We start from the raw sequence: 16,884 nt of genomic DNA, 5'->3' as shown, positions 1-16,884 counted from the left end.
CGGGGTGACGCTCAGTCGTCCGTGAGCGTCAGGTGCAGGCCGCCGACGAGCGCGGCCGTGATGTTGTAGAGGAAGGCACCGAGCGTCGCGAGCGCCGTGATGAGCGCGACGTTGACGATCGACACGACCACGGCCATCGACATGATGTTCTTCAGCCGCAGGTACTCCATGATGACGCGGAACTGCTCGATCGCGCCGAGGTCGCTGAGCAGCGACTCGAGGTCCGTGAAGACCCCCATCGAGTCGACGACGTTCCACGCGACGGCCGCGGCGACCACCGTCATGATGCCGAGCGCGACGGAGAGCAGGAAGCCGAGCTTCATGACCGACCACGGGTCGACCCGCGAGACCGACAGTCGCACGCGACGCGGACCGATCGCGGCCGAGGGCTTCGCGGCGGGCCGCGGAGCGGTCCTCGCCTTGCCGGGCTGGCCGGAGCCGCTCGTCGCGGTCGCGCCCGAGGCGGCACCCGTCGCGCCGACCGTCCCGGCCGAGGACCGGACGGCCTCCGACGTCGTGTCGGGAGCGGTCTCGATCACGCCCTCGGCGACGGGAGCCTTCTTCGCGGACAGCCGCACCGGGGTGGTCTTCGCGGACGTCGGGTCGGTCATCGCGTCTCTTCCTCGTGGTCCTCAGCGTGGTCCCGCACGTCGACGATCTCGGCCGGCGGCGCGGACTCGTCAGACGCTACGCCATCGACCTCCGCCACTGCCCCGGCAGCCGCCTCGACGTCGCCACCCTCCACGGAATCCACACCCTCCCCGTCGTCGACGACCTTCTCGCCGAGCGCGACGGAGATGATCCGGTCGTTCTTGTCGGGCTTCGCGAACGTGACGCCCTGGGTGTTGCGCCCGGTCAGGTTCACCTCGTTCACCGCGGCGCGCACCACCTTGCCGCGCTCCATGATGACGAGCACCTGGTCGTCGTCGTCGGTCACGAGCGCGCCGACCAGCCGGCCGCGCGCCTCGACGACGTTCGCCACCTTGATCCCGAGCCCGCCGCGGCCCTGGACGCGGTACTCCTCCAGGAGCGTCCGCTTGGCGAACCCGCCCTCGGTGACGGTGAACAGCGCGGCCCCCGGACGGACGACGTCGAGCGCGAGCAGCTCGTCGTCCTCGCGGAACTTCATGCCGGTGACGCCGGACGTCGCCCGGCCCATCGGCCGCAGCGCGTCGTCGTCGGCCGTGAACCGGATCGACTGGCCGAGCGCGGAGACCAGCAGCACGTCGTCGTCGGCGTTGGCGAGCCGTGCGGCGACCACCTCGTCGACGTCGCCCTCCCCGTCCGTGCGCAGGTTGATGGCGATGAGGCCGCCCGTGCGCGGCGAGTCGTACTCGCCGAGGCGCGTCTTCTTCACCAGGCCGCGCCGGGTGGCGAGCACCAGGTAGTCGGCCGCGTCGTACCCGGAGATCGCGAGCACCTGGGCGATCTCCTCGCCCGGCTGGAACGCGAGCAGGTTCGCGACGTGCTGACCCTTGGCGTCGCGGCCGCCCTCGGGCAGCTCGTACCCCTTCGCCCGGTACACGCGGCCGAGGTTGGTGAAGAACAGGAGCCACGAGTGCGTCGTCGTGACGAAGAAGTGGTCCACGACGTCGTCCCCGCGCAGCTGCGCCCCGCGCACACCCTTGCCGCCGCGGCGCTGGGCCCGGTAGGCGTCGGTCCGCGTGCGCTTGGTGTACCCGCCGCGGGTGATGGTGACGACGATGTCCTCGACCGGGATGAGGTCCTCGATGTTCATCTCGCCGTCGAACGGGAGGATCGTCGTGCGCCGCTCGTCGCCGTACTTGTCGACGATCGACGCGAGCTCCTCGGAGATGACCGTGCGCTGACGCTCGGGCGAGGCGAGGATGTCGTTGAGGTCGGCGATCTCCGTCTCGATCGCCTGGAAGTCGGCGAGGATCTTCGCGCGCTCCAGGGCCGCGAGCCGGCGCAGCTGCATGTCGAGGATCGCCGTGGCCTGGACCTCGTCGATGTCGAGCAGCTCCATGAGGCCGGTCCGCGCGTCCTCGGCCGACGGCGAGTTGCGGATGAGCGTGATGACGTCGTCGAGCGCGTCGAGCGCCTTGAGCAGCCCGCGCAGGATGTGGATCCGCTTCTCGGCCGCCTCGAGCAGGTACCGCGTGCGCCGGACGATGACGTCGACCTGGTGGTCGACCCAGTGCCGGATGAACGCGTCGAGGCTGAGCGTGCGCGGCACGCCGTCGACGAGCGCGAGCATGTTCGCGCCGAACGTCTCCTGGAGCTGCGTGTGCTTGTAGAGGTTGTTGAGCACGACCTTCGCGACGGCGTCGCGCTTGAGGACGATGACGAGGCGCTGGCCCGTGCGGCCGGAGGACTCGTCGCGCAGGTCGGCGATGCCCTGGAGCCGGCCGTCGCGCACGAGCTCGCCGATCTTCGCCGCGAGCCGGTCCGGGTTGACCTGGTAGGGCAGCTCCGTGACGACGAGGCACTGGCGCCCCTGGAGCTCCTCGACCTCGACGACCGCGCGCATCGTGATCGAGCCGCGCCCGGTGCGGTAGGCGTCCTCGATCCCGCGGGTGCCGAGGATGAGCGCCCCGGTCGGGAAGTCCGGCCCCTTGACCCGCTGCATCGACGCGGCCAGCAGCTCGGTGCCGGTCGCGTCCGGGTGCTCGAGGAACCACTGGGCGGCCGAGGCGACCTCGCGCAGGTTGTGCGGCGGGATGTTCGTCGCCATGCCGACCGCGATGCCCGCCGAGCCGTTGACGAGCAGGTTCGGGAACCGCGCGGGCAGGATGAGCGGCTCCTGCGTGCGACCGTCGTAGTTCGGCCCGAACGGCACCGTGTCCTTGTCGATGTCGCGGACCATCTCCAGGGCCAGCGGCGCCATCCGGCACTCGGTGTAGCGCGGCGCCGCCGCGGCGTCGTCGCCGGCCGAGCCGAAGTTGCCCTGCCCCGCGACGAGCGGGTAGCGCAGGGTCCACGGCTGGACGAGGCGGACGAGGGTGTCGTAGATCGCCGAGTCGCCGTGCGGGTGGTAGTTCCCCATGACGTCGCCGACGACGCGCGCGCACTTGGAGAACGCCGAGTCGGGGCGGTACCCGCCGTCGAACATCGCGTAGAGCACGCGACGGTGGACGGGCTTGAGGCCGTCCCGCACGTCCGGCAGCGCCCGACCCACGATGACGGACATCGCGTAGTCGAGGTAGGAGCGCTGCATCTCCTTCTGCAGGTCGACCTGCTCGATGCGGCCGTGGTTGTGCAGGCCGGAGATGTCCTGCATGTCGGGCTGCTCCGGGGTCTGGTCCTCGGGAGGCTGGGTCACTGGTCCACTTCCGATTCTTCGTGGGTGATCGACGACGACGGGGCCGCTGTCCGGTCCGGGCGCCCGGATGGTTCCGGGTCCGGGGGCCTCCTCCGGCGCTGCTGCGCTCGAGGAGGCCGGGCGACGGCTAGATGTCGAGGAACCTCACGTCGCGGGCGTTCTGCTGGATGAAGGTGCGGCGGGACTCGACGTCCTCGCCCATGAGGATGGAGAAGATCTCGTCCGCGGCCGCGGCCTCGCTGATCGTCACCTGCTTGAGGACCCGGGTGTCGGGGTCCATCGTGGTCTCCCACAGCTCGGTGTAGTTCATCTCGCCGAGACCCTTGTACCGCTGGATGCCGCCCTCCTTGGGCAGGCGCAGGCCGGCGGCGCGGCCGGCCTCGAGCATGGCGTCCCGCTCGCGGTCGGAGTACGCGTAGCCGTGCGGCGCGTTCGTCCACTTGAGCTTGTACAGCGGCGGGGCCGCCAGGTAGACGTACCCGTGCTCGACGAGCGGGCGCATGTACCGGAACAGCAGCGTGAGCAGGAGCGTGCAGATGTGCTGGCCGTCGACGTCCGCGTCGGCCATGAGCACGATCTTGTGATAGCGCAGCCGGCCCAGGTCGAAGTCCTCGCCGATCCCCGTCCCGAAGGCGGAGATGAGGGCCTGGACCTCCTGGTTGGCGAGCGCCTTGTCGAGTCGCGCCTTCTCGACGTTGAGGATCTTGCCGCGGATCGGCATGATCGCCTGCGTCTCGGGGTTGCGGCCCTGGCTGGCCGACCCGCCGGCGGAGTCGCCCTCGACGATGAAGATCTCCGAGATCGACGCGTCCTTGCTCGTGCAGTCGCGCAGCTTGCCCGGCATGCCGATGCCCTCGAGGACGCCCTTGCGGCGCGTCGCCTCGCGGGCCTTGCGCGCGGCGATCCGGGCGACCGAGGCCTGGATCGCCTTGCGGACGACCTCCTTGGCCTCGTTCGGGTGCGAGTCGAGCCAGTCGCCGAGCTGCTCGTAGACGACCTTCTGCGTGAAGGTGCGGGCCTCGGTGTTGCCGAGCTTCGTCTTGGTCTGGCCCTCGAACTGGGGCTCCCCGAGCTTGATCGAGATGACCGCCGTGAGGCCCTCGCGGATGTCCTCGCCCGTGAGGTTGTCGTCCTTCTCCTTGAGCAGGCCCTTCTCGCGGGCGTACTTGTTGATGAGGGTGGTGAGCGCCGCGCGGAAGCCCTCCTCGTGCGTGCCGCCCTCGGTCGTGGAGATGGTGTTCGCGTAGGTGTAGATCGACTCCGTGTAGGCCGTCGTCCACTGCATCGCGATCTCGAGCGAGATCAGCTTCGACACGTCCTCGGCCTCGAAGTCGATGACCTCGGGGTTGACCTGCTCGGCCTTCTTGAGCGAGTTGATGTGGTGGACGTAGTCGACCAGGCCGCCGTCGTACTGGAACGTGACCGAGCGGTACCGCGGCCGCGCGGCGTCGGCCGCGTCGCCGCCGGCCGCGTCGGTGTCGCCGACCTCGCCCACGACCTCGTCGCGCTCCTCCTCGGCGCGCTCGTCCGTGAGCGTGATCCGCAGCCCCTTGTTGAGGAACGCGTACTGCTGGAACCGGACGCGCAGCGTCTCGAAGTCGAAGTCCGTCGTCTCGAAGATCGTCGGGTCGGGCCAGAACGTCTGCGACGTGCCCGTCTCCGCCGTCGCCTCGCCGCGCTCGATGCCGCCGAGCGGCTTGCCGCCGTCGGTGAACGTCATCCGCCACGTGTAGCCGTCGCGCTTGACGACCGACTCCACGCGCGAGGAGAGCGCGTTGACGACCGAGATGCCGACGCCGTGCAGGCCGCCCGAGACCGCGTACCCACCGCCGCCGAACTTGCCGCCGGCGTGCAGGATCGTCATGACGACCTCGATGGTCGGCTTGCCCTCGGTCGGGTGGATGGCGACCGGGATCCCACGCCCGTTGTCGACGACGCGGACGCCGCCGTCCGCCAGCAGCGTCACCTCGATGTGGTCGCAGTAGCCGGCGAGCGCCTCGTCGACCGAGTTGTCGACCACCTCGTAGACGAGGTGGTGCAGACCGCGCTCGCCCGTCGAGCCGATGTACATGCCGGGGCGCTTGCGCACGGCCTCGAGTCCCTCGAGGACGGTGATGTTCTGGGCGTCGTAGCCACCGTTCGTCGGCGCCGCGTCGCGCGCCGCAGCTGCGGCCTCGGGGGCGGTCTCGACGGAGGCGTCGGTGGGCACGGCGGTCCCGGGGTCGAGCGTGGGGTCGGTCACGTAGGGTCCTTCCGAACCATCGCGGGCACACGCCGTTGGGCACCGCTGGGTGGCTGAGCCGGACGCATGCGGGGTCCGGCGCTCGCGCGGCCGGCGGGCTCGACCGTCGATCGCCTCAGCGAACACCCGATCGGAACCCCCGTGACACGCCGCATTTCGGCGCCCGGACTCCTACCCTGGATTCTACCCCGGAAACGTCAAAAACAGGCCCTCTGACGCGCGACTGTGGACAACTGTGGGTCCGGAGGTGGGTGGGGTCGATCCAGGCCAGCGCGGGCTGCCCGACGTCCCTCGGCCTCGTGGTCCGTGTCGGCCGGGCTGCGGCCGCTGCGAGGTACGCGTGACGGCCAGATCGGCGCGGGTCAGCCGTAGGTGTCCCGTGGGCCGCGCCCGCGGACCACGCGCAGGCCCTTGACCCAGGAGGGCGCGCCGGGTCCGAGCACGACCACCTCGGCGACGACGCCCTCGCCGACCTCCTCGGCCAGCCGCCGCTCGAGCTGCGGCAGGAGCAGCCGAAGCTGGGTCGCCCACGCCGTCGACGTCGTCCGGACGACGAGCCGGCCGTCCGTGAACGTCTCCGGCGTCGCGTGGTCGGCCACCTCGTCGCCCACGACCTCGCGCCAGCGGCCGATGACCGAGCCGACGGCGACGGGGGCGGTCCAGCCGCGCTCCGCCAGGAGCTTGTCCAGGGTCCCGCCGATCAGCTCGGGGTCACGCCCCCGGGTGCGCGGGAAGCCCGGTCCGGTGCCCGGGACCGAGCGCCGCCGCCGGGCCGGCGTCCCCGGGACCAGCCCCTTGGCCTTCGCCGCGGCGCGCGCGCGGCCGAGCGCCGCCGCCGCCGCGTCGACCTCGCCCGTCGTCGGGTCCGTCGGGAGGGTCGGGGTGGTAGGAGCGCCTGCTCCGTCCGGCGAGCCGGGGCTCCGCCGGGTCGTCGACCGGGTCGGGTCCGTCGGCGTGGCCGCGGCGCCGTCGGGCAGCTCACCGGACACGGGTCACCTCGCCGCCCATGACGTCGAACCGCGCGCCGTCCAGCTCCTCGGGCACGTCCTCGACGACGGCTGCGGTCAGCAGCACCTGCTCCGCGCCGGCGACGAGCGCCGACAGCTTGCGACGACGGCGGGCGTCCAGCTCGGCGAACACGTCGTCGAGCACGAGGATCGGGTCCCCGCCCTCCCAGTCGGGATCGTCGCGGAGCAGGCCGAAGCTCGCGAGGCGCAGCGCGAGCGCGACCGACCACGACTCACCGTGCGACGCGTACCCCTTGACCGGCAGCCCGGCGAGGGTGAGCGTGAGGTCGTCCCGGTGCGGGCCGACCAGGCACAGCCCGCGCTCCAGCTCGCGCGGCCGCAGCCGGATCATCGCCTCGAGCATCCGCGCCTCGACGAGCTCGGGTCGCAGCAGCTCCTCCTCCTCGGCGAGCGCCGACGCGTCGTCCCCGTCCGCGTCGTCGATCGCGTCCTCCGGGCGGACCCGCGACAGGCTCGCCCGGTAGGCGAGCCGCAGCTCGCCCTGCGCGGAGCTGACCTCCTCGTACGCGTCGCCGACCCGGCCCCGCAGCTCACGGACGAGAGCGACACGGGCCGCGACGAGCTGGGAGCCGGCCTCGGCGAGCTGGGCGTCCCAGACGTCGAGGGTCCGCAGCGACGAGCTCGTCTCGCCGGTGTCCGTCGCGTCGGGGTCGGACGAGCCGCGCCGACGGCCGCCGCGGAACGCACCGGCGGACTTCAGGAGCTGGGTGCGCTGACGCAGCACACGCTCGTAGTCCGACCGGACCGCCGCGAGCCGCGGGGAACGCTGGACGACGAGGTCGTCGAGGAACCGGCGGCGGACGTCCGGGTCGCCCTTGACGAGCGCGAGGTCCTCGGGTGCGAAGACGACGCAGCGGACGATGCCGGCCGCGTCACGGATCCGCTGGACGGGCGCCCGGTCGACGCGCGCCTTGTTCGCGCGGCCCGCATTGATCTCGACCTCGACGATCCGCGGCCGGTCGCCGTGGTGAACCCGCGCCCGGACGAGCGCCTTGGTCGCGCCCTGGCGCAGGAGCGGCGCGTCCGACGCCACGCGGTGGCTCGTGAACGACGCGAGGTAGGAGACGGCCTCGACCAGGTTCGTCTTGCCCTGCCCGTTGGGTCCGACGAACGCCGTGATGCCGGGCGGCATCGAGACCACGACCTCCGGGTAGGACCGGAAGTCCGTGAGCGCCAGGTCGGAGACGTACATCGCTGCTGCCAGTGCTGGGTGCGGTCCGGGATCGGGGCGTCAGCCGGGCCGGGCGGTCAGGGGACGGACCCGGCCACGGACGGCCTCAGCCCGCGAACCGGATCGGCTGGATGAGGTAGCGGAACGCGTCGTCCTCGGGAGCCTCGAGCGAGCTCTGGCCCGTGATGACCGACGGCTTCGTGCCGTGCGTGAACGACAGGCGGGTGAACTCCTTGCCCACCACGCCGAGCGCGTCGGTGAGGTAGCCCGGGTTGTACGCGGTGGTCACGGACTCGCCCTCGAGCAGCGCCTCGATGGCCTCCGACGCCTGCGCGTCCTCGCCCTGGCCGGCCTCGAGCACGACCTGGCCCTCGGAGAACTCGAGCCGGATCGGGGTGTTGCGCTCGGCGACGAGCGAGACGCGGCGCGCCGCCTCGACGAGCGCCGAGGTCGCGACGACGGCGTGCGTCGTCGTCGACTCCGGGAAGAGCCGGCGGACGGGCGGGTAGTCGCCGTCCACCAGCAGCGACGTGGTGCGGCGGCCGCCGGCCTCGAAGCCCACGATGTCGGCGCCGGCACCGGTCGGCAGCGAGACGCTGATCGTGCCGGCGCTCGTCAGCGACTTCGCGACCTCGGACAGCGTGCGGGCGCGGACCAGGGCGGTGGCCTGGAGGCCGGGCGTCGCAGGGTTCCACGTGACCTCGCGGACGGCGAGGCGGTAGCGGTCCGTCGCAAGGAACGTGATGGTCTCGCCGTCGACCTCGACGCGGACGCCGGTGAGCAGCGGGAGGGTCTCGTCGCGGCTCGCGGCGACCGTCACCTGGGCGACGGCCTCGGCGAACGCGTGCGCGTCGATCGTGCCGGACGCCGGGGGCATCGCCGGCAGGGCCGGGTAGTCCTCAAGGGGCATCGTCAGGAGCGTGAACCGGCTGGACCCACAGGTGAGCACGGCGCGCGAGCCCTCGACGACGACCTCGACCGGCTTCGACGGGAGCGAGCGGGAGATCTCGGCGAGGAGACGGCCGGAGACGAGCAGCGACCCGGCCTCGCTGACGTCGGCCGCGACCTGGGAGACGGCGGACGTCTCGTAGTCGAAGCTCGACAGCGCGAGCGTGCCCTCGGCGGACGCCTCGATCCGGACGCCGGCGAGCACGGGGATGCTCGGGCGGTTCGGGAGCGTCCGAGCGGTCCACGTCACGGCATCGGCGAGCACGTCGCGGTCGACGGTGAACTTCACGTCTCCACACACCTTTCGTCGGGCTGGTTCCAGGTCGGCGTCCGCACGGCGGTGCCGCCGCCCTGGACCTGCCGGAGCTGATAGCTGGCTCACACACTAGTGCCCGAGCGGCGCGCGCGGGTCGGGGGCGGGCGTCCATGTGGATTGTCGTTCGACTCGTCCCCCGCAGGTCGTCGTCGCGTCGTCCACCGGTGTCGAGGACACGGCGAGACAGCCGGGTCGGGGCGGCGTTGGTGTCCCCAAGAGCATCGAATGACAAGGGTTAGTCGTCGTCATAGGGCGTGTGGATCCTGGGGATGGCCGACGTCGTCGCAGGTGGGGAGGCGTGCCGGGGTGTGGATCATGGGTGGGGAGCGACCGGGGACGACGCCGGGGCGGTCGTGGATCGTCGCGAATTACACGACGTGGAGTCCACGGCGACCCTGTCGTCTGTCCACGGCGAGGGTGACGTTGTCCACGTTTGTCCCCAGGCTTGTCCACACCTGGGGACATCCTCAACGTCTACCTGAGACTTCTCGACTCAGGCTCGACCCTGCTGGCGGATCCGGCTCGTCAGCTCCGTGACCTGGGTGAAGGTCGAGCGGTTCTTCGCCATGAGCTCGCGGATCTTGCGGTCGGCGTGCATGACGGTCGTGTGGTCGCGTCCGCCGAACACCTTCCCGATCGCGGGCAGGGAGAGGTCGGTGAGCTCGCGGCACAGGTACATCGCGATCTGCCGGGCGTTGACGAGGACGCGGGTGCGGTCCGCGCTGCAGAGCGCCTCGAGCGTGACGCCGAAGTAGCCAGCGGTCTGCGCCATGATGACGGCCGGCGTGATCTCGGGGTCGTCGCCCTCGGTGATGAGGTCCTTGAGGACCATCTCGGCGAGCGACAGGTCGACCGGCTGACCGTTGAGGTTGGCGAAGGCCGTGACGCGGATGAGCGCACCCTCGAGCTCACGGATGTTGGTCGAGATCCGCGACGCGATGTAGCTCAGCACGTCGTCGGGGGCGGAGAGCTGCTCGCGGCCGGCCTTCTTGCGCAGGATCGCGATGCGCGTCTCGAGGTCCGGCGGCTGGATGTCCGTGATGAGACCCCACTCGAACCGGCTGCGCATCCGGTCGGCGAACCCGTCGAGGTACTTGGGCGCGACGTCCGACGTGATGACGACCTGCTTCATCGCGTTGTGCAGGGCGTTGAAGGTGTGGAAGAACTCCTCCATCGTCTCCTTCTTGCCCTGCAGGAACTGGATGTCGTCGATGAGGAGAACGTCGACGCTGCGGTAGCGCCGCTGGAACGACTCGGCCTTGTCGTCGCGGATCGAGTTGATGAAGTCGTTGGTGAACTCCTCCGAGTTCACGTAGCGCACCCGGACGCCCGGGTAGAGGCGCTGCGCGTAGTGGCCGATCGCGTGGAGCAGGTGGGTCTTGCCCAGCCCCGAGTCCCCGTAGATGAAGAGCGGGTTGTACGCCTTGGCCGGAGCCTCGGCGACGGCGAACGCCGCGGCGTTCGCGAACCGGTTGCTCGCGCCCGTGACGAAGGTGTCGAACGTGTAGGCGGGGTTGAGCCGCGCCGAGTCGTGGCCGTTCTCCTCCTCCCGGTCCCGGTCGCGGTCGCGGTCCCGCAGGTCGCGCGCGTCCCGTCCGGACCCCCGCCGGTCGCCGCGGTCCCCGCGCACGCCCGACCCGCGGGTGTCGTCGATGCGGTACCGCTCGGTGGCGGCCCGGCGGTGGAGCGGCTCGTGCGGCTCCTCCTCCGGCTGGAGGTCAGCCGACGGCACGTCCTCGACGGCGACGCCGACGGCGGGGTCGTTCTCCTGCAGCGTCGGGTCGACGGTGACGGCGAAGCCCATCGGCCGGCCGAAGGCGGCGGCTAGCGCCGTGCGGATCTCCTCCCGGGCGCGCGTCTCCAGGAAGTCCTTCGTGAAGTCGCTCGGGACGGCGAGGAGCAGCGTGTCGTTGAGCACACCCAGCGGCACCGTGAGGCGCACGAAGGCGAACTGGGAGGGCGAGAGCACCGAGCGGAGCTGCTCGGCGGTCGCGCTCCAGCTCGCGTGGAGGTCGGTCTCGGTCGCGTCGTCGGCCGTCATTGCTCCATTCTCGCCCGACGGTCACGTCCCGTGCACGCCGCCACCCACAGGCTGTGGACAATCGTGTGTATAGGACCTTCGTCCCCTGTCGTTCGGGAGGCCGGATCCGGCCGCGCCTCGGCCCGTGTCGTGTGCCGCGTCGGGTCGACGTGCCGCGGTGGCTCGGGTGTCGTCCGGCGGGTGGGTGCACGGCGGACGACGGCGTGCTCACCCGGCTTCTCGTGGCGGCCGACGCGGTCTGTCACGGGCCTGCGTCGCGGATGGACGTCGGTGCCGTCGAGCACCGAACTTGACCCCGACGGCGGGGGCGCGTACCGTTTCCAGGTCACGCGCCACGCGTCCTTGGACGCTGCCCGGACGCCCCACGCGCTCAGCCGTCGACACGGCCTGCGTCGTGTGCGGTCGCCGGGCTCGATCGAGGCGGCACGTGCCACGAGCAGATCGAATGACCGACCAGGGAGTCACCGTGACCAAGCGGACCTTTCAGCCGAACAACCGGCGTCGTGCCAAGGTGCACGGTTTCCGTCTGCGCATGCGGACCCGCGCCGGCCGCGCCATCCTCGCCGCGCGTCGCCGCAAGGGCCGCACTGAGCTCTCCGCCTGAGCGGCGCTGAGCCGGTGCTGAGCGCTGCGCACCGCATGCGGGAGTCGAGCGACTTCCGCATCGCGATGCGTCACGGACGGCGAGCGGGCACGCCCCACCTCGTGGTTCACCTGGCGCCAGCACCCGGCTCGGACGGTGAGGCGATGGCGACTCCGCCGCCTCGAGCGGCGGACCCGGCAGCAGCGAACCCACCAGTGGCAGCGCCACTGGTGGGTTTTGCCGTCTCCAAGCAGGTTGGGACGGCGGTGACGCGCAACCGGGTGAAGCGTCGTCTGCGGCACCTGGTCCGGGACCGCCTAGACCGGCTTCCCGACGGCACGCGGCTCGTGGTGCGAGCGCTCCCGCCGAGCGCCGGGGCCAGCTCGGCCGAGCTCGCGGTCTCGCTCGACTCCGCGCTCGCGCGCGCGGGACGCCAACGGCCCCGGGGTTCCCGTTGACCGGCGACGAGCGGCGTCCGAGCCCCGCCGCCGCCGCGCTCCTCGGTCTCGTCCGCGGCTACCAGCGCACGATCTCGCCGCTGTTCCCGCCCCGCTGCCGGTTCTACCCGAGCTGCTCGCACTACGCTGTCGACGCCCTGCGCGAGCGGGGTGCCGCGACCGGCACCGTCCTGGCGGCCTACCGACTGCTGCGCTGCAACCCGTTCGCGCGGGGCGGCGTCGACCACGTTCCGTTCCGCGGGGAGCGCTGGGCGAGCTGGGACGGCGTCGTCGACCATCGCAGTCCGCAGGAGAAGGCTGAGACGCGAGCGGCCGCGTCGTCGTTCATCAAGGAGGAGGCGGCGCGCGCAGGACGCACGCGCCACTGACCACCACCCGCGGGCACGCGTCGATTCGAGCGCCGAGACCGCGACCCCGTACCCTCGATCCGGGCCTGGCGCCCGGAATGCCACCGACAAGGAGCCGTGACACCGATGGACTGGTTCGATCCGATTCTCGCCCCCATCATGTGGGTGGTTGCGTGGATCATGGTCCTCGCGCACAACTTCTTCGTGTGGCTCGGGATGCGTCCCGACGGATGGTCGTGGATCCTCTCGATCATCGCGCTCGTGGTGGTCATCCGTGTCATCCTCATCCCGCTGTTCGTCAAGCAGATCAAGGCCTCGCGCGGTCTGCAGATCGTCCAGCCGCAGCTCCAGGCCCTGCAGAAGAAGTACAAGGGCAAGACGGACCCTGCCTCGCGCCAGGCGCAGCAGCAGGAGATGATGGCGATCTACCGGGAGAACGGCACGAACCCGTTCGCCTCGTGCTTGCCGATCCTCGCGCAGTCGCCGATCTTCTTTGCGCTGTTCCGGGTGCTCTACCGGCTGCCGCAGATCGCGAGCGGCGAGGTTCCAGCGATCGGGCCGCTCAACTCCGACCTCGCCGCCGAGGCGGAGAAGTCGCAGCTCTTCGGGGCTCCGCTGTCGTCGTGGTTCCTCATGTCGCCGGACGTGCTTCCGGAGGACGTGAGCCTGCTGACCGTCCGGATCGTGACGGCGATCCTCATCGTGGCGATGTCGCTCACCACCTTCACGACGCAGCGCCAGCTCACGATGAAGAACATGCCGGCGGCGGCGCTCGACAACCCGATGGCGCGCCAGCAGAAGATGATGATGTACATCTTCCCGCTGATCTTCGCGTTCTCCGGCGTGAACTTCCCGATCGGTGTGCTCATCTACTGGACCACGACGAACCTGTGGTCGATGGGGCAGCAGTTCTACGTCATCCGGAACATGCCAGCGCCGGGGTCCGAGGCCGAGAAGAAGTACAACGAGCGGATGGAGCGCAAGGCCGCGCGCCGAGCCGCGCGGGGCGGGATCCTGCCGGGCACGTCGATGGAGGACGCCGGCGTCGAGACGATCACCACCGGTGATGCGACGTCGACGCTCGAGGACTCGGTGGCCGGCGGGCAGCGTCAGCAGCCAACCAGCAAGAAGCGCGCGAAGAAGAAGGGGCTGCCCAAGGCGACGCCGGGAGGCCTCGAGGACACCGCAGCGCGTGCGTCTGGCTCCGAAGCCGGAGACGTCACGGACCTTCCGCACGACGAGGTCGACGTGGTCGAGGTCGTCGATGAGGTCCAGGACGCACCGCCGACTGGTGGCTCGTCCGGTGGCTCGGGCACGCGTCCCGGCTCCAGCTCGAAGCGTTCGAAGAAGTCCCGCGGCCCCAAGGGCTGAGGCGCCAGACCGTTCCCCCAGCAGAGACCTGATCGAGACGGGATAGCCATGAGTGACGAGAACAAGGACGAGACACTCGACGTGACGAGCGACGAGGCGGCAGCGACGCCGTCCGAGCAGTCCGCCGAGAGCACCTCCGACAAGCCGACGCGGCTCGAGGAGGAGGGCGAGATCGCGGCGGACTACCTGGAGGAGCTCCTCGACATCGCGGATCTGGACGGCGACATCGAGCTCGGTGTCGAACACGGCCGTGCCGCGGTGGAGATCGTCTCCGACGATGAGTCGCCGCGCGCACTCCAGGGCCTGGTCGGCCGGGATGGCGAGGTGCTCGACGCGCTGCAGGAGCTGACGCGGCTTGCCGTGCAGGCGCGGACGGGTGAGCGGAGCCGGCTGATGCTCGACGTCGGCGGGTTCCGCGCGACCCAGCGCCGTGAGCTCGTCGCCCTGGCGAACGAGACGGTCGCGCGCGTGCGCTCGACCGGGGAGTCCGTGGCGCTTGCGCCGATGAACCCGTACCAGCGCAAGGTCGTTCACGACGCCGTCGCGGACGCCGGGCTCGTGAGCGACTCCGAGGGCGTGGAGCCGAACCGCCGGGTCGTGGTGCGGCCCGCGCAGGACTGAGCCGTGTCCGAGAGCGTGCCGGAGGCGGGACCCGAAGCGGGTGCTGCTGGCTCCGGAGGTTCCGGAGAGCCGGGTGAGCTCGTCGAGTCGGCGTCTGGTGAGGTGACGGTCGGCTCGGGGTCAGTGGGCGTTGGGTCGACGGACGCCGAGTCGACGGGCGTTGGGTCGACGGACGCCGAGTCGCTCGTCGGTGTGGACCCGTCGGTCGTCCTGACCGATGGGTTGACCGATGGGCTGCCGTCGTTCGTCACGGACGTCGAGCGGAGCCGGGAGGCCCTCGGGGTCGGCTTCCCGCAGTGCGTCCGGTTCGGCGAGCTGCTGGTGGCGCACGGCGAGGAGCGCGGGCTCATCGGGCCGCGGGAGCTGCCTCGGCTGTGGACGCGACACATCGTGAACTCGGCGGCGGTTGCGAGGTACCTGCCCGCGACGGGGCTCGTCGCGGACGTGGGCTCGGGTGCCGGCCTGCCGGGGATCGTGCTCGCGAGCATGCGGCCCGGGCTTGGTTTCCACCTGATCGAGCCGATGGAGCGGCGGTGCGCGTGGCTGCGTGAGGTCGTCGACGCACTGGGCCTCGACAACGTCGAGGTGTATCAGCGTCAGGCTCAGGAGCTGCACGGCTCGCAGCAGTACGTCGCGGTGACGGCGCGGGCCGTGGCCGCGCTCGACAAGCTCCTCCGCTGGACCTGGCCGCTGGTCGAGCCGGGCGGCGCGCTGCTGGCGATGAAGGGCCAGCGTGCGGCCGAGGAGGTGGATGCGGCGTCGGCCGTGCTTCGGAAGCTCAAGGCCGGTTCTGTCGAGGTGCACGAGGTCGACGTGCTGGGCGACGGCGATCTGACCCGCGTGGTCGAGGTTCACAAGAAGGGTTGACATCGCTCACGCGGGTCAAGTTGTTCTTGAAGTGTCCAAATAGGCAACTTCGTTCTCAAAATCACTTTGTGACGGGGTGTGTCTCGACTTGTCATCGGCCGCCGTTTGCCGGTTGGTCCTGACGGGGCCGGCTTCGGACGCGTCTAGGTTTCACGTGAAACAGTAGGCCGGTGCGACTCTAGTTCGCCCTGACGCGCCGGCGGGTCGAGACCACAAGGGCTGGCGTGTGGCCCTCTCGCGTTCAGCGCGAGGTGTTCGCGCCCATGGACTTTGCGTTTCTGGGCGCCGATGAAGCCTGGGTTGAGGAGCCGACGAGCCTCAATCGTTCGCTCCTGCCGCCCTTTCCTTGAGGACCGCCGAACGAGGACGGAACCTCCGCGCCCATGGGCGCCTCCTTACGGCGGCAGTTGTGGACGCCAGACGCGCCTCGCAGCGCGTCCTCGACGTTGAGCAACGGCCAAGTCAGAGCGCATGGCTCACCGGCGTTGCCAAGAGCGTTTCACGTGAAACAGAACGGCCCTCCCCCCGCGTCGGCGCGCAACCGCTACAGATCAGTTCCATGCGCAGGTCGACGTTGACCTGCGGCGGCTCGCGGCGGACTCGGGCTCGAGCTGCGCGGAGGAGCTGAGGTGGCTCGGAGGGCTGGACTACGATTGGCCGCCCCTCCGCCCTACTCGCTTCCCCGCTGCCTGCGGCTACGAGCGGTCATGCCTGCCGGATACTGGTCCATCGGGCTGACATGCGGTGGAGACACCCCAAGGACGGCTCTGTTCGATCTGGGTGTCCACGTTCGACATTCCGATCCTCGGATACTCGAGGTCGGGTCGACGTTGGAGCTCTAGTCCCGTCCAGCGCGATCTCGCGCCGACTCGGTCAGTTCAGCGGAGCCCATGTGTTTCACGTGAAACACTCGACCCCGACCCGCGGTGGCCGATCGGCCACACTCCATGTCCCGTCCCGTCGTCAGGGGAGTCTGCGGGCAGCCGCAGCGTCGGTACGGCGGTCATCGGAGATCGTGGCCATCGCGACTGGATCGGCCGGGAGAGCCAGACTCGTAGGCATCCCCGCCGCTTCGTCGGACGATTCACGAGCGCGAGCGACCGCAGACGAAGCGTCGTCATCACGCGTTGTCGTCACGAGCCGAGAGCCGGCCAAGTCGTCGCGTGACAATCGTCGACGTCCGCTTGCTAGGGCGCACACGTGGCGCAGTGCCCGAAGCAAGTGCGTAAGGGAGGCTCTGGCCCCGCGCCGTCGAGCCCGAGCCGTCGGCACGATTCGGACGAGCAGTCGGCATGAAGGCCTGCGTCGGTCCAGCCTCTCGACTACGCGAAGCGTCGGCCGGTACCTAGCCGTGGCTCCGTCGCTGTTTCACGTGAAACAGCAAGTGCGCCGGATACGACCGGAGGGCGAGCTGGCGTGCTGGCGTGCTGGGAGAAGGCCAACGTTCCGTGCGTGTCATCTGCGGCGACGAGAGCTCTCCCGAGCTGGTCTCCAACGTCTCCGATCCACATGCTCAGCTTTGGGCAGGTATCGAACGGTGCCACGGGTCCTAGACGTGCCTACGTCTTGGCGCAGTCGCCCTGGCGGGGGCCCGTGGACCATACGAGA

Annotated in this window: 13 protein-coding genes; 6 read left to right on the top strand and 7 right to left on the bottom strand. The window is 70.6% G+C overall.

Going from position 1 to position 16,884, the window contains the following annotated elements:
* Window positions 1-11: 11 nt before the first annotated feature.
* The 7 genes from EDD28_RS06265 to dnaA form a co-directional block, all read right to left on the bottom strand.
* Entirely contained in the window at window positions 12-611 is a 600-nt protein-coding gene (locus tag EDD28_RS06265) for a DUF3566 domain-containing protein (RefSeq protein ID WP_123738820.1), read from the bottom strand.
* A complete protein-coding gene (gene gyrA, locus EDD28_RS06260) occupies window positions 608-3,241 on the bottom strand; it encodes a DNA gyrase subunit A (RefSeq protein ID WP_123739972.1) in 2,634 nt (877 codons plus the stop codon). The genes EDD28_RS06265 and gyrA overlap by 4 nt, the downstream gene beginning before the upstream one ends.
* A 169-nt stretch (window positions 3,242-3,410) precedes the next feature.
* On the bottom strand, window positions 3,411-5,492 hold the full coding sequence (gene gyrB / locus EDD28_RS06255) for a DNA topoisomerase (ATP-hydrolyzing) subunit B (protein WP_123739971.1): 2,082 nt from the start codon (window positions 5,490-5,492) through the stop codon (window positions 3,411-3,413).
* A 395-nt stretch (window positions 5,493-5,887) separates the two neighbouring features.
* A complete protein-coding gene (locus tag EDD28_RS06250) occupies window positions 5,888-6,514 on the bottom strand; it encodes a DciA family protein (RefSeq protein WP_245967943.1) in 627 nt (208 codons plus the stop codon).
* Window positions 6,504-7,745, bottom strand: a complete 1,242-nt coding sequence (recF, locus tag EDD28_RS06245) for a DNA replication/repair protein RecF (protein WP_123738819.1) — start codon at window positions 7,743-7,745, stop codon at window positions 6,504-6,506. The genes EDD28_RS06250 and recF overlap by 11 nt, the downstream gene beginning before the upstream one ends.
* Before the next feature lie 85 nt (window positions 7,746-7,830).
* Window positions 7,831-8,961: a DNA polymerase III subunit beta gene (dnaN, locus tag EDD28_RS06240; protein WP_123738818.1), complete on the bottom strand. Its 1,131-nt coding sequence runs from the start codon at window positions 8,959-8,961 to the stop codon at window positions 7,831-7,833.
* Window positions 8,962-9,481: 520 nt separating this feature from the next.
* The gene (gene dnaA / locus EDD28_RS06235; RefSeq protein WP_123738817.1) at window positions 9,482-11,029 is read right to left on the bottom strand and encodes a chromosomal replication initiator protein DnaA; all 1,548 of its coding nucleotides are present in this window, start codon (window positions 11,027-11,029) and stop codon (window positions 9,482-9,484) included.
* 466 nt (window positions 11,030-11,495) lie between these two features.
* Here dnaA and rpmH point away from each other — a divergent pair, with 466 nt between their 5' ends.
* The 6 genes from rpmH to rsmG all read left to right on the top strand — a co-directional run bounded on the left by rpmH (window position 11,496) and on the right by rsmG (window position 15,276).
* Window positions 11,496-11,633: a 50S ribosomal protein L34 gene (rpmH, locus tag EDD28_RS06230; protein ID WP_199224450.1), complete on the top strand. Its 138-nt coding sequence runs from the start codon at window positions 11,496-11,498 to the stop codon at window positions 11,631-11,633.
* Between the two features lie 14 nt (window positions 11,634-11,647).
* A complete protein-coding gene (gene rnpA / locus EDD28_RS06225) occupies window positions 11,648-12,070 on the top strand; it encodes a ribonuclease P protein component (RefSeq protein ID WP_123738815.1) in 423 nt (140 codons plus the stop codon).
* Window positions 12,067-12,438, top strand: coding sequence for a membrane protein insertion efficiency factor YidD (gene yidD, locus EDD28_RS06220; RefSeq protein ID WP_123738814.1), 372 nt, complete (start codon window positions 12,067-12,069; stop codon window positions 12,436-12,438). The genes rnpA and yidD overlap by 4 nt, the downstream gene beginning before the upstream one ends.
* Window positions 12,439-12,543: 105 nt before the next feature.
* The gene (gene yidC, locus EDD28_RS06215) at window positions 12,544-13,788 is read left to right on the top strand and encodes a membrane protein insertase YidC (protein ID WP_123738813.1); all 1,245 of its coding nucleotides are present in this window, start codon (window positions 12,544-12,546) and stop codon (window positions 13,786-13,788) included.
* Between the two features lie 48 nt (window positions 13,789-13,836).
* Window positions 13,837-14,409, top strand: coding sequence for a Jag family protein (locus EDD28_RS06210; protein ID WP_123738812.1), 573 nt, complete (start codon window positions 13,837-13,839; stop codon window positions 14,407-14,409).
* Between the two features lie 123 nt (window positions 14,410-14,532).
* Window positions 14,533-15,276, top strand: a complete 744-nt coding sequence (rsmG, locus tag EDD28_RS06205; RefSeq protein ID WP_245967942.1) for a 16S rRNA (guanine(527)-N(7))-methyltransferase RsmG — start codon at window positions 14,533-14,535, stop codon at window positions 15,274-15,276.
* The last annotated feature ends 1,608 nt before the right edge of the window (window positions 15,277-16,884 follow it).

The sequence above is a fragment of the Salana multivorans genome (assembly GCF_003751805.1).
In the GTDB taxonomy this organism is placed as follows: Bacteria; Actinomycetota; Actinomycetes; order Actinomycetales; family Beutenbergiaceae; genus Salana; species Salana multivorans.
The sequence above is the reverse complement of the archived record's forward strand: the minus strand, read 5'-3'. Positions and strand labels throughout refer to the sequence as shown.

What these genes read in the sequence shown, in the direction of transcription:
- EDD28_RS06265 (WP_123738820.1), bottom strand. Translation starts at nt 611, where the DNA reads ATGACCGACCCGACGTCCGCGAAGACCACCCCGGTGCGGCTGTCCGCG.
- gyrA (WP_123739972.1), bottom strand. Translation starts at nt 3,241, where the DNA reads ATGCAGGACATCTCCGGCCTGCACAACCACGGCCGCATCGAGCAGGTC.
- recF (WP_123738819.1), bottom strand. Translation starts at nt 7,745, where the DNA reads ATGTACGTCTCCGACCTGGCGCTCACGGACTTCCGGTCCTACCCGGAG.
- dnaA (WP_123738817.1), bottom strand. Translation starts at nt 11,029, where the DNA reads ATGACGGCCGACGACGCGACCGAGACCGACCTCCACGCGAGCTGGAGC.
- yidC (WP_123738813.1), top strand. Translation starts at nt 12,544, where the DNA reads ATGGACTGGTTCGATCCGATTCTCGCCCCCATCATGTGGGTGGTTGCG.
- EDD28_RS06210 (WP_123738812.1), top strand. Translation starts at nt 13,837, where the DNA reads ATGAGTGACGAGAACAAGGACGAGACACTCGACGTGACGAGCGACGAG.